We start from the raw sequence: 12,068 nt of genomic DNA on the forward strand, positions 1-12,068 counted from the left end.
GCTGCACATCCAAAACGAACGGAGACGGACCATGTTGATTGAGACAGGGAACCCGGTGGTTCCCGCATCCTGTGCCGCGCGGCCCTTGCCGCCCGCATTCACCTTCAGTGCTGCTGCGGCTACCTTTTTGGGCACGGCAGAACCCGGACAGACGATCAGGCTTACCGGCAGCGCCGATCAGCAGATGCTGATCACCACCGCGGATGCCGGCGGTCACTGGAAGATCACGCTTCACGAAACGCCGCGGCTCTACACCCGCTTCGAAATCCTGGCGTTGAACCCGGATACAGGGGTCAGTTCCGCCGCGGTCAGGTTCATCTTCGGCGGCACCAGCCCGAAATTCTCGGGTCTCTATGCCAGCCGAACCCTTGCCTTCGGGCACGGCAGGCCCGGCGAGAAAGTCACCGTTTATGGCCCGAAAGGTCAGGTTCTCGGCCAGTCCTTCGTCTTCACCCGGCTCGGTATCTGGACTGTCAAATTCCAGGAGAGCGTTACGGTCGGAGACAGGCTCTGCGTGCTGGCCGAAGCGTCTGATGGCAGCACATCGATGCCGTTCTTCGTCAAGGCCGTGGCCTTTTCGGTCGATAGCCGGAATGTCGGCCGCATTGCCGGTTCCGGTGCTGAACCGGGCGACCGCATCCAGCTGTTCGATACAATGGCGGGGCAGGCGATTGCCACGACCATTGCCAGCGATGCCGGTGGGTGGGCCGTATCGTTTCATCAACCGCTTGAGACGGGCAAGCGCATCGCAGTGCAGCGCACGCATCTCGACGGAGCGACATCACAAGGCCCAGTCTTCACGGCCATCAAGAATGACTGTCTAGCGCCGGTGATCAACACCTGTTCGGGCAATCAGCTGGGCGGCATGGCAGAGCCCGGTCTGCAGGTCAGCTATGCGCAATATCGCAACAGCCAGATGATCCGAAACGGTTCTGTGGGCGTGGAAGCAAGCGGCCTGTGGACCAGCAGTGACGCCAATGTCTACCAGCCCTTCGACTTCCAGACCGGTGATGTTCTCGTTGCCAAAACGGAAAACAGCGAAGGCACGCAGGTATCGCTGATCCCCTCCTGCGTCACGATCGGCGGCAACCGGCCCGGTGCTCCGTTGGTGATGCACATCGATCAGAACGGCGCCTGGGGTTATGCCGAGCGGCTGAAGAATGTGATCATCTCGACCGAAGACGAGGGGCTGATCTGGGTCGCAAGAAGTGGCTGGGACGGCTATTGGTCGGCAGACTGGACGCCGGCCGTCGGCACGTTGCCAACCACAACACGTGTGGTCTTCGAAGTGCTCGATTCATGGCGGCTGACAAACGACGCACAGACATCCATCCCCGCCATCCGATATGCCGACGCCGCTGCAAGTGTGCCCGAAATCCCGGTGATCGACACCTATACCGGAGCCGAATTCGGCGGTTCAGAAGCCTCGATCGGCACCTATGTCATCTGCTACGATCAGGATTTTATGGACACTGGGATCAACCCAGCCGGTGCGCTGGTCGGCAGTGATGGCCGCTGGGCGTTTACCGCAACATCCTACGTTCCGCCGGACGGACATCACGTCTATGCAGAGGCCTGGACAAAGATGAACGGCGTTTTCAGCATCAATTCGCGAAAATCTGCTGCTGTCGAGGTCGACAGCTATGTTCCGCCGACGCCGAATGTCCATTTCGGGCACCCCTCGGACATTGAGGGCGATGAACCGGTTCTTCCGACAGACACAAACGAACTCCCCAATATCGTGGTTCACATCGGTTATGCCTCGGTCATGCCGCGGCAATCGATCACCGATAGCGGCCACCTGACCAATGGACAGGACTGGACCGCCACACCCGCGCAACCACTCAATGTTGGTGACAAGATGGTTGCCTGGGCGCAAACCGATGCCGGTGCGAAGTCCGGCGAGGCGCCGTTCACCATCACGGCAGCGGTGGTCACTGTTCCCGTTCCGCCGAATATCACCAACTGGAGTTCTCCGAATATTTCAGGAACCGGCACCTATGGAACAGGCGTCAAATTATACCTCAACGAGCGCTTTATGGGAGCGTCCCTCGTTGGCTCGTCACAATCGGGTTCCAGTTGGCTCGTCAACGTCGGAAAAGTCCCGGTGGCGGGTGACAAGCTCAAGGCCATCGCGACCGATGGCAGCGGCAACAGTTCCGACCCGTTCTTCATCATTTGCGGTGAAGACGCGACAATTCTCACTGTCGAAGCGGTCACCACAAGAGGACTGACCGCCAATGTCACGACCGCCAACCAGAGGCTACTGGCCTGGCGCGCTTCCGACGGTTTAAAAGTGATCGACAGCCCACTCAGAGGAATGGGGACCTCCACCGTTAACTATCTAAGCGGAGTGAGCGTTGAGACAAACGATCTGATCAAATGCTCGGCGCAGGATATGTCTTATTCCAGCACCGAGGGAACGATGACCCATTACGATTCGAAACCCGTTCCCTATTCCGCCTGACCTCTGAACACGTCTGCTCGTCGCCGGTTTTGTCGGGCGGTTAGGCACTGTCTTGCGGCTCGCCGGTTTGCCGAAGAGGACCGGCTCGATCATGCAGATGGACCCTTGGAAACAGGAAGGCCGATTACATCCTCTGCTATGAAAGTCTTGCACTCCGGCGTGGAAAGGTTGCGGCGGCCGTGCGCCTTGCGGGCCGCCCATAAATATCCGCCTGCCATTGCCGGCTGGAAAGTGCCTGAAACGGCCGTGGCGCCCGTGCCTTATTCTCGAAGGTGGGCATCGCGGCCTTGACCTTTGCCGCGCGTCTGCTTACCCAACCGCCAGCAGGTGACAACTGGAGCAAACCCCATGAATGTCCTTCTGATCGGCTCGGGTGGGCGCGAGCACGCGCTGGCCTGGAAGCTCTCGCAATCGCCGCGACTCGGCGTGCTTTATGCCGCGCCCGGCAATCCCGGTATTGCGGCCCATGCGCAATGCGTGACGGTTGATCCGGCCGATCATGCTGCGGTCATCGCCTTTTGCGCCGAAAAAGAAATTGCCCTCGTCGTCGTCGGCCCCGAGGCGCCGCTGGTGGACGGCCTTGCCGATGCGCTGATGGTCGCCAATATCAAGGTGTTCGGTCCGACCAGCGCTGCCGCCCAGCTCGAAGGCTCGAAGGGGTTCACCAAGGATCTCTGCGCCCGCTACGACATTCCGACCGGCGCCTATCGCCGTTTCACGGATGGAGACGAGGCCAAGGTCTATGTCGAGGAAATCGGCGCGCCGATCGTGATCAAGGCGGACGGTCTGGCCGCCGGCAAGGGCGTGACCGTTGCCCGCACCAATGCCGAAGCGCTCGCCGCCATTGATGACTGCTTTTCCGGCACGTTCGGCTCTGCAGGCGCGGAAGTCGTTGTCGAGGAGTTTCTGGTGGGCGAGGAGGCGAGCTTCTTCTGCCTTTCCGATGGCAAGAACGCGCTGCCGCTTGCAACCGCGCAGGACCACAAGGCCGTCGGCGACGGCGATACCGGGCCGAATACCGGTGGCATGGGTGCCTATTCGCCCGCCCCGGTGATGGATGATGCGATGATCGCCCGCACCATGACGGAGATCATCGAGCCGACGATCCGCGGCATGGCGGAGACGGGCAATCCGTTCCAGGGCGTGCTCTACGCCGGGCTGATGATTACCGAAAAGGGGCCGGAACTGATCGAATACAATGTCCGCTTCGGTGATCCGGAATGTCAGGTGCTGATGATGCGGCTTCAAAGCGATCTTCTGGATATTCTGGAGGCTGCCGCCGCGGGAACGCTCGACACGGTTTCAGCCGAATGGAGCGAAGACACCGCGCTCACCGTGGTTATGGCAACCAAGGGCTACCCTGGATCCTACAAGAAGGGCAGTGCGATCCGCAACCTTCCCGCCGATGGGCAGGATGCCCGCACTTTCCATGCCGGAACAGCGATGCGTGACGGAAAGCTGGTGGCAAGCGGCGGGCGCGTTCTCAACGTCACGGCGCTCGGCCACAATGTCACCGAGGCACAGACCCGCGCCTACACGCTGATCGAGGATATTGACTGGGTGGAGGGTTTCTGCCGCCGCGATATCGGATGGCGGGCTGTGGCGCGCGAGGAGGGGTGAGCAATGCCCTGTGGGGGTTGTTTGACCACAAAACCTGCTTGACTTGCGGTTTGCATCGGCGCTAATTGCGCGCGGCCAGCGACGCCTGCCGCCCGCGCGCCTTTTCAGGCGATGGTGAAGTCGTGTCATCCTTCATCCGTTGTTTTCCAAACGACACTCGAAGCCTACGGCAATGCGGGCTCCTGTAACCGGTCGCCTCTGGCGATATGAGTGTCCCGAGGGACAACGACATGGATACCGCTTCCGAACCGGGCGCAAACCCCTATCTCTCCGGCCCCGTCGCGCCGCTTTATTTCAAAACCGCAGCCCCCATCGTCCTGCTGATGATGGTCAACGGGCTGTTTACCGTAGTCGATGCCATTTTCCTCGGCGTCTATGTCGGCCCGCGCGCGCTTGCCGCCGTGACGCTCGTGTTTCCGCTGTTCATGGCGCTGAACGCGCTGGCAACACTTGTCGCCTCCGGCATGGCCTCGATCCTTGCCAGACGTCTGGGCGCCGGTGATCGCGCTGGTGCGCAATCGGCGATGCAATCGGCAACAGCGCTGGCCATGGTCTGCGCGCTGGCGCTGATGGCGGTTTATCTGCTCGCCGGCCGGCCGTTGATCGGCTGGCTTTCTGGCGGGGATGCCGGGCTTGCTGCTATGGCGGCAACCTATATCGGGCTTTTGATCTTCGGCAGCCCGCTGCAATTTTTGATCAGCATTCAGGGTGACACGCTGCGCTCGGAGGGCCGGCCCGCCACGATGGCGCTGATCGGCGTTCTGGTCACGCTTGCAAATATCGGCTTCAACTTCATCTTCATCGTGCTGCTCGGCTGGGGTGTCGCCGGCTCCGCCATCGGCACGCTGGCAGCGCAGCTTTTGGCGCTTGTGGCGGTCGTTCTCCTGCGGCTTTCAGGCCGGACGCAGATCCGGTTGTTCGCGCGAACCGGAAAGCCGCTGACGGAAGCCTGGGGCCGGGCGATTGCCCTCGGCCTGCCGCAATCGCTGTCGCTGATCGGCATCAGTCTTTCAACGGGCTGCATTCTGGTCTCGGTCAGGGTGTGGTTCAGTGAAGACTATGACCTGACGATTGCCGCCTACGGCATAGCCTCAAGGCTGCTGACCTTTGCCTTCCTGCCGCTGATGGGGCTGAACTTCGCCTGCCAGTCGATTGTCGGCAACAATTACGGTGCCGCGCTCTATCAACGGTCGAACCGCACGCTGGTTGTCGGGCTTCTGACCGGGCTATGTTACGGCTTGATCGTGCAGGCGGTGTTTGTCCTGGCCGCAACGCCGATTGCTGCGCTGTTTGTCGATGATCCGCAAACGATTGCGGCCGCTGCCCATATCGTTCGCATTGTCACCGCTGCCTATGTGGTGGTCGCGCCCGTGATGGTGCTGTCAGGCTATTTCCAGGCGATTGGCAAGGCATTGGGCGCAGGCGTGATGAGCCTCGGGCGGACCTATCTGTTCAACATTCCACTGATCTTTTCGCTGCCATTCCTGTTTGGCAGGCAGGGGATCTGGATGGCTGCACCAACAAGCGATGTCGCCATGCTCGTCCTCGTCGCGGCAGTCCTGTGGCACCACCGGGCGAAAACCGGCGCACGCTGGGGCATGTTTCACCGTGAGGCGGTGATAGCCTGAACGGCTCTAGCGCGGATCGGCCTTCAGCACCTTGTCGGGATTCATGATCCCGGCAGGGTCGAAGACCCGCTTGATCCGGTGCATCAGCTCGATTTCGATGGGTTCGCGGATTTCGGCGAGTTCGTCGCGCTTCAGCCGGCCGATCCCGTGCTCGGCCGAAATCGATCCTTGATGCGCAAGCACGATGGCGTGAACGATACCGTTGATCTCGCCCCAGCGTCCCACGAAGGCTGCCTTGTCGGCGCCTTCCGGCTGCGAAATATTGTAATGGATATTGCCGTCGCCGAGATGACCGAAGGCACAGATGCGCGCGCCGGGGATCGCCTCCATCACCGCCGCATCCGCCGTGTGCAGGAAGGCGGGAATGGCGGAAACCGGCACGGAAACATCATGCTTGATCGAGCCACCCTCCGGTTTCTGCGCTTCCGACATGGTGTTGCGCATGTGCCATAGCGCATCGATCTCGCCTTGTGATTTGGTGATCACGGCGTCTTCCACGAGGCCTTGTTCAAAGGCTTCTTCCAACAGCGCTTCCATCATCGTGTCAGCGGATTGCTGGCTGTCGGATGTGGAAATATCTATCAATGTGTACCACGGGTATTTTTCGGCAAGCGGGTCGCGCGCGCCCTCGGTGTGGCGGACGGTGAAGTCGAAGGCCATGCGGGCCATCAGCTCAAAACCCGTCAGTGCCGAGGCGCAGCGGTTGGACGCCAGTTCGAACAGTGAAAGCGCCTTTTCCGGTGTTGAAACCGCAGCAAAAGCGACCTGATGGCCGCGCGGTTTCGGAAAAAGTTTCAGCACAGCGCCGGTGATGATGCCAAGCGTGCCTTCCGCGCCGATGAAAAGGTCGCGCAGGTCATAGCCGGTATTGTCTTTTTTCAGGCTTCTGAGTCCGTTCCAGATTTCGCCTGTCGGCAGCACCACTTCGAGCCCGAGGCAGAGCGCGCGCATATTGCCATAGGCCAGCACCGCCGTGCCGCCGGCATTGGTGGAGAGATTGCCGCCAATCCGGGCTGAGCCCTCCGAGCCCAGCGAAAGCGGGAACAGCCGGTTGTTTTCGGTTGCCGCCTTCTGCACATCGGCGAGGATGGCGCCGCCATCGGTTACGATGACATTGGCCGCGGTGTCGACCGCGCGGATCCGGTCCATCCGTTCCAGTGACAGCACGATGTCGGTGCCATCTTCGCGCGGCACATGGCCGCCGACATGGCCGGTGCGTCCGCCGGCCGGCACAACCGGCGTTTTCGTTTCGCTGGCAAGCTTCAGGATCTGGGAGACTTCCTCCGTCGAACCGGGCTTCAGCACCAATGCCGTCCTGCCCCGGTAAAGCCCTCGGTTTTCGGTCAGATAGGGCTCGATGTCGGCGGCCTCGGTCAGCGCGTAGGCGGCGCCGACAATCTCTGAAAAACGGGTTATGCGTTCGGGCGTGGTCATGCGGTCAGTCTTCCTTCCGGGGAGCGGCAGCGCGGGAAAGCCGGTCGTTGATCGCCTCGCCGATGCCGCCTTCAGGAATGGGCGCAAAGGCGATTGTGGTGGCGCCGCTGGCGTCTGCCTGTTTCATTGTGGCGTAAAGCCGGCTCGCCGCTTCCGCAAGGTCACCGGTTGCGCTCAGCTGGAAGGTGGCGTGCGCCGCGACCGCGTTTTCAACCGTCTGCGGGCCGCACAGCACCAGCGCCTCGCCGTCTTCCACTCGCATTGCGTTGAGGCGCACGGCGGCTCTCGGGGCGTAATGCGACACCATCATGCCGGGCGCGACAATGGCGGTCTTGTGCTGCGGGCGCAAAACGGGGCGGCCCGTCAGCGCTTCCACGTCAGCCACCGAAATACCGCCGGGCCTCAAAAGCGTGATCGCATTGCTCTCAACTTTCAAAATGGTCGATTCCACTCCGACGGCTGCTGCACCCGCATCGACAATCAACTGCAGCTTTTCCCCGAGATCGGCGGCAACATGGGCGGCGGTTGTCGGGCTGATCCTGCCGGATGTGTTGGCGCTCGGGGCCGCCAGCGGTCGGCCGGTTTCGGCGATCAGCCGTCCGGCAAAGCCTTGCGGCACCCGCACCCCCACAGTCGGCAGGCCTGCAGTTGCCGCTGGAGCAATCGCGGCGTCCTTGCTCAGCGGCAGAACCAGCGTCAGCGGACCGGGCCAGAAAGCCTTGGCAAGCTGGCACGCCAGCGGTGAGAAATCGGCGTATTCTTCGGCCATTGCGAGCCCGGACATATGGCAGATCAGCGGATTGAAGGCGGGCCTGCCCTTGGCGGCGTAGATTTTCGCAATCGCGTCCGGATTGGTGGCATCGGCGGCCAGCCCATACACGGTCTCCGTCGGGATGGCGACGATCTCGCCCGCCAGCAGAAGCGCGCGACCTTCGTTGAGCGCAACCTCCCCATCCCAGCTAATGTCGATAATCCGCGCCATGACAAACCTGTTCGTATCTAAGCGATCCTCGTTTAGAACAAAGGCCCTGTACAACAAAGGATTTTCTGATGGTGACGAGACGGATTGCCTCTGGCGGGATTTATGAAAACCGGATCGGATATTGCCGGGCGGTGGCGGCGGGCGGCCTCGTTCACGTTTCGGGTACAACGGCGCAGGGGAGTGATATTCCTGAAGATGTCGTCGGCCAGTGCCGCTCGGCGCTGAAGGCCATCGAACGCGCGCTTGATGAGGCCGGATCGGGCTTTGCCGAGATTGTCCGGGTTGTCTACTACCTGCCGGATGCCGCAGATTTTAAAGCCTGCTGGCCGCTTCTTGCCGAAACCTTCGGCGATCATCCGCCCGCGGCGACCATGATCGAATGCGGTCTGATTGACCCGAAATACAAGATCGAAATCGAGGTCACGGCGCTGGCGCCGGTCTGACAAGGAGGCGGAACGAGGCGGCTGCCGCCGAACGCGCAGCCCGCACGCGACGCAACCGGTGTCGTCATTTCCGAAAGTCATGTCGTGATTGGGACGCGGAGCCGCAATCGGCGGTGATTTAATGGTTGTTATTGCCCGTCTTCGCCCCGGAGGCCGCCATGACGACACGCCAGATCATGCTCGAAGAGCTCAAGCAACGCCGCGACGGGTTTTCGCTGCCGCGATCCTTCTATACCGACCCCGATATTTTCAGGGTCGATATGGAGAATTTCTACTATCGCGACTGGCTTTTCGTCGCCCATGACTGCGAGCTGGCGCGCCCCGGAAACTACCTGACGATCCAGGTCGGCGATTATTCGGTGATCCTGACGCGCGGGCGCGACAAACAGATCCGGGCTCTGCACAATTCCTGCCGTCATCGTGGATCGCGCGTTTGCTCCGCCGAAAAGGGAACAACGGCCAAGCTGGTCTGTCCCTATCACCAGTGGACCTATGATCTCGATGGCACATTGCAATATGTCCGCCATATGGGCGAGGATTTCGACCGTGCGCAGTTTGGCCTGAAACCGGTGCATTGCGAGAGCATCGAGGGCTATATATTCATCTGTCTCGCTGATGAAGCGCCCGATATCGCTTCGCTGCGCGAGGGCATCGCGCCCTATCTCGCGCCCCACAATATTCGCGAGACCAAGGTCGCCCACAAAAGCACCATCATTGAAAAGGGCAACTGGAAGCTTGTCTGGGAAAACAACCGCGAATGCTATCACTGTGCGGGCAACCATCCCGAGCTTTGCCGCACCTATCCCGAGGCATCATCCGTCACCGGTGTTCAGGGCATGATGGATAATCCGGAGATCCAGGCGCACTGGGCCCATTGCGAGGCGGCGGGCCTTGAGGCGAAGTTCTTCCTGAACCCTGATGGCCAGTTCCGCATTGCCCGCATGCCGCTGATCGCCGGTGCTGAAAGCTACACCATGTCTGGCAAGCGGGCCGTCCGAAAGCCGATGGGCGAGAAGACGGCAGCTGCCGGCATCGGCGCGCTTGTTCTGTTTCACTATCCAACGAACTGGAACCATTTCCTGGGCGACCACGCGATCTCGTTCCGTGTGCTGCCGATCGGGCCGGAGGAAACGCAAGTTACCACCACATGGCTGGTGTCGAAGGATGCGGTCGAGGGCATCGATTATGATCTCGACGAGCTTACCCATGTCTGGACCTTTACCAATGATCAGGACCGTCAGATCGTGGAGGAAAACGCGCGTGGCATTCGTTCTCCGGCCTATGAACCCGGCCCCTATTCACAAGAGGATGAAGGCGGCGTGATGCAATTTGTCGAATGGTACGTCAATAACTCGCTCGATCGCCTTTCCGGCAGCAGCGCGCCTCTCTCCATCGTCGCCTGATATGATCAAACCGCAGACATTCAAACATATCGACGAGATGGTGCCATGGAATGGTCGCGAGCACATGCTGGAATGCGTTGCCTGGACGCCCGAGGCCCCGGACGTGATGACCTTCACATTCCGCGCAGAGGAAAAGAACATCTGGTTCCGTTACCTGCCGGGCCAATACATCACGCTGGAATTGCCGGTTGGCCCCGAACCGATCATGCGCACCTATACGATTTCCTCCAGCCCGACGCGCCCGTTCACGATCGCGGTGACAGTCAAGGCGCAAAAGGACAGTATCGGCACGCGCTGGATGTTTGAAAATCTTCAGCCGGGCATGAAACTGAAGGCCATCGGGCCGCTGGGCGATTTTTCCTATGTGCAGCATCCAGCGGATAAATATCTGTTTATCTCGGCAGGTTCCGGCATCACGCCCATGATGTCGATGACCCGCGATCTCGGCGACCGCGACCCCGACACCGATATTGCCTTTATCCACTGCGCCCGCTCGCCCAGCGACATTATTTTTCGATGGGAGCTGGAGTACAAGGCGCGCTACATGCCTTTCTTCAATCTCGGTTTTATCGTCACCGAGCTTGAGCGCACACAGCTCTGGTCAGGGCTGCGGGGCTTTATTGACCGCGCCAAGATCGCGCTGCTGGTCCCGGATTTTTTAGAGCGACGGGTGTTCTGCTGCGGGCCGGATCCGTTCATGGCAACGGTCAGGGATTCGCTTGAGAGCTCCAGTTTCGATATGGAAAACAATTACTTCCAGGAGACGTTCAAGCCGGAAGTGTCGGAGCCAGCCGTGTTTGTCGGCGATAGCGGCGACGAGGAAAAGCTCTTTACCGTCGAATTCGCCGATTCTGGCGTGACAGCGGAGGTGCAGCCCGGTTTCACCATCCTGCAGACTGCGCGCAATGCCGGTGTGCGCATCCCGGCGGCCTGCGAGAGCGGTATCTGCGGTACCTGCCGCACCATGTGCAAATCCGGCAAGGTGGACATGCAGCATAACGGCGGCATTCTCGATGACGAGATCGAGGAAGGCTATATCCTCGCCTGCTGCTCGCGTCCGCTTTCGGATGTGGAGGTTGAGGCTTAATGCCTTGCGTTGCCTTCAGCTGTCGGTCAGACTTGCACCCCTCACATTGTTGAGCCGACGCTCTTTTGAGGGCTCCGGCACGACAGTTCAGCCATTCGTGGGAGGAAAAGATGGCCGATCTTCAGGGGAAATTGACCGTGGTTACCGGTGCCGGTCGTGGTATCGGGCGTGAAATTGCCCTGCATCAGGCCCGTACCGGTGCAACGGTTGCCGTTCTTGCCCGCACCGCCGCGCAGATCGGGGAGACGGCGGCGCTGATCGAGAAGGAGGGCGGTCAGGCGAAAGCCTATGTGGTTGACCTCGTTGATCGCGAAGCGGTCGAGGCGACCTTCGCCGCGATCGTCTCGGAAATTGGACCGATCGACTGCTTGGTCAACAACCACGGCTCGTTTCGCGCCTTCGGTCCGATATGGGAATGCGATCCTGACGAATGGTGGGGCGATGTCGAGATCAACCTGCGCGGCTGTTTCCACACCTGCCGAGTGGTCGCTCCGGCGATGCTTGAACGGGGAAGGGGGCGTATCGTCAATCTGGTCGGTGGAGGAACCGGCACCAGCTTCCCCCATGGCTCCGGCTATGCGTCCAGCAAGGCCGGAATTATGCGCTTCACCGAATGCCTGAATGACACCACGGCCAGCGGCGGCGTGCTCGCCTTCGCCGTTGACCCGGGGCTGGTGCGCACGACGATGACCGAGATGCAGCTCAACACGGAGGCGGGCCGCACCTTTCTGCCCGGTATCCAGCAGCTCTTCGAGGACAATATCAACGTTCCCCCTTCAAAAGCCGCGGCCCTGATCGCCGATATCGCCGGCGGACGGTTCGACAAGCTCGCAGGTCGGATGCTGCGGGGCCCGGAAGACCGGGATGTGCTGGCGGCAGAGATCGATACGATTGTCGCCGGGGACGGCAGGGCGCTGCGGATTACCGGCCTGGACTAAACAAAGGCCTGAAGCGCGAGAGCCTCCACGAGGACCGATCTCCCGGTCCGCCATCTTGTTGCACAA

General features: G+C 60.8%; 9 protein-coding genes. 7 read left to right on the forward strand and 2 right to left on the reverse strand.

Translation table 11 applies throughout. The annotated features are described in order from the left end of the window. The first annotated feature begins 31 nt into the window (after window positions 1–31). From AC0L7L_RS20140 to AC0L7L_RS20150, 3 genes are all read left to right on the forward strand, one after another. Complete coding sequence (locus tag AC0L7L_RS20140; RefSeq protein ID WP_473511006.1) at window positions 32–2,467, forward strand: hypothetical protein; 2,436 nt, start codon at window positions 32–34, stop codon at window positions 2,465–2,467. A 348-nt stretch (window positions 2,468–2,815) separates the two neighbouring features. Then, window positions 2,816–4,087: a phosphoribosylamine--glycine ligase gene (gene purD / locus AC0L7L_RS20145; RefSeq protein WP_473511008.1), complete on the forward strand. Its 1,272-nt coding sequence runs from the start codon at window positions 2,816–2,818 to the stop codon at window positions 4,085–4,087. A 230-nt stretch (window positions 4,088–4,317) separates the two neighbouring features. Further along, window positions 4,318–5,715, forward strand: a complete 1,398-nt coding sequence (locus tag AC0L7L_RS20150) for an MATE family efflux transporter (RefSeq protein WP_473511011.1) — start codon at window positions 4,318–4,320, stop codon at window positions 5,713–5,715. A gap of 6 nt (window positions 5,716–5,721) precedes the next feature. Here AC0L7L_RS20150 and AC0L7L_RS20155 read toward each other — a convergent pair whose 3' ends face one another. Beyond that, the gene (locus tag AC0L7L_RS20155) at window positions 5,722–7,149 is read right to left on the reverse strand and encodes an FAD-binding oxidoreductase (protein ID WP_473511013.1); all 1,428 of its coding nucleotides are present in this window, start codon (window positions 7,147–7,149) and stop codon (window positions 5,722–5,724) included. Between the two features lie 4 nt (window positions 7,150–7,153). Then, window positions 7,154–8,131 (reverse strand): L-threonylcarbamoyladenylate synthase, encoded by a 978-nt coding sequence (locus AC0L7L_RS20160; RefSeq protein ID WP_473511015.1) that lies wholly within the window; start codon window positions 8,129–8,131, stop codon window positions 7,154–7,156. Between the two features lie 68 nt (window positions 8,132–8,199). On the opposite strand from AC0L7L_RS20160, the gene AC0L7L_RS20165 reads away from it, so the two are divergent. The 4 genes from AC0L7L_RS20165 (at window position 8,200) to AC0L7L_RS20180 (ending at window position 12,002) form a co-directional block, all read left to right on the forward strand. Continuing rightward, a complete protein-coding gene (locus AC0L7L_RS20165; protein ID WP_473511017.1) occupies window positions 8,200–8,574 on the forward strand; it encodes a RidA family protein in 375 nt (124 codons plus the stop codon). 158 nt (window positions 8,575–8,732) lie between these two features. Further along, complete coding sequence (locus tag AC0L7L_RS20170) at window positions 8,733–9,977, forward strand: aromatic ring-hydroxylating oxygenase subunit alpha (RefSeq protein ID WP_272213951.1); 1,245 nt, start codon at window positions 8,733–8,735, stop codon at window positions 9,975–9,977. 1 nt (window position 9,978) lies between these two features. Continuing rightward, window positions 9,979–11,064, forward strand: a complete 1,086-nt coding sequence (locus AC0L7L_RS20175; protein WP_473511019.1) for an FAD-binding oxidoreductase — start codon at window positions 9,979–9,981, stop codon at window positions 11,062–11,064. 110 nt (window positions 11,065–11,174) lie between these two features. Beyond that, window positions 11,175–12,002 (forward strand): SDR family NAD(P)-dependent oxidoreductase, encoded by an 828-nt coding sequence (locus AC0L7L_RS20180; RefSeq protein ID WP_473511021.1) that lies wholly within the window; start codon window positions 11,175–11,177, stop codon window positions 12,000–12,002. Window positions 12,003–12,068: the final 66 nt, after the last annotated feature.

The sequence above is a fragment of the Martelella sp. K41-7 genome (assembly GCF_055808365.1).

Excerpts from the sequence above, each read along its gene's own strand:
- AC0L7L_RS20140 (WP_473511006.1), top strand. The coding sequence starts at position 32 with ATGTTGATTGAGACAGGGAACCCGGTGGTTCCCGCATCCTGTGCCGCG.
- purD (WP_473511008.1), top strand. The coding sequence starts at position 2,816 with ATGAATGTCCTTCTGATCGGCTCGGGTGGGCGCGAGCACGCGCTGGCC.
- AC0L7L_RS20150 (WP_473511011.1), top strand. The coding sequence starts at position 4,318 with ATGGATACCGCTTCCGAACCGGGCGCAAACCCCTATCTCTCCGGCCCC.
- AC0L7L_RS20155 (WP_473511013.1), bottom strand. The coding sequence starts at position 7,149 with ATGACCACGCCCGAACGCATAACCCGTTTTTCAGAGATTGTCGGCGCC.
- AC0L7L_RS20160 (WP_473511015.1), bottom strand. The coding sequence starts at position 8,131 with ATGGCGCGGATTATCGACATTAGCTGGGATGGGGAGGTTGCGCTCAAC.
- AC0L7L_RS20165 (WP_473511017.1), top strand. The coding sequence starts at position 8,200 with ATGGTGACGAGACGGATTGCCTCTGGCGGGATTTATGAAAACCGGATC.
- AC0L7L_RS20170 (WP_272213951.1), top strand. The coding sequence starts at position 8,733 with ATGACGACACGCCAGATCATGCTCGAAGAGCTCAAGCAACGCCGCGAC.
- AC0L7L_RS20175 (WP_473511019.1), top strand. The coding sequence starts at position 9,979 with ATGATCAAACCGCAGACATTCAAACATATCGACGAGATGGTGCCATGG.
- AC0L7L_RS20180 (WP_473511021.1), top strand. The coding sequence starts at position 11,175 with ATGGCCGATCTTCAGGGGAAATTGACCGTGGTTACCGGTGCCGGTCGT.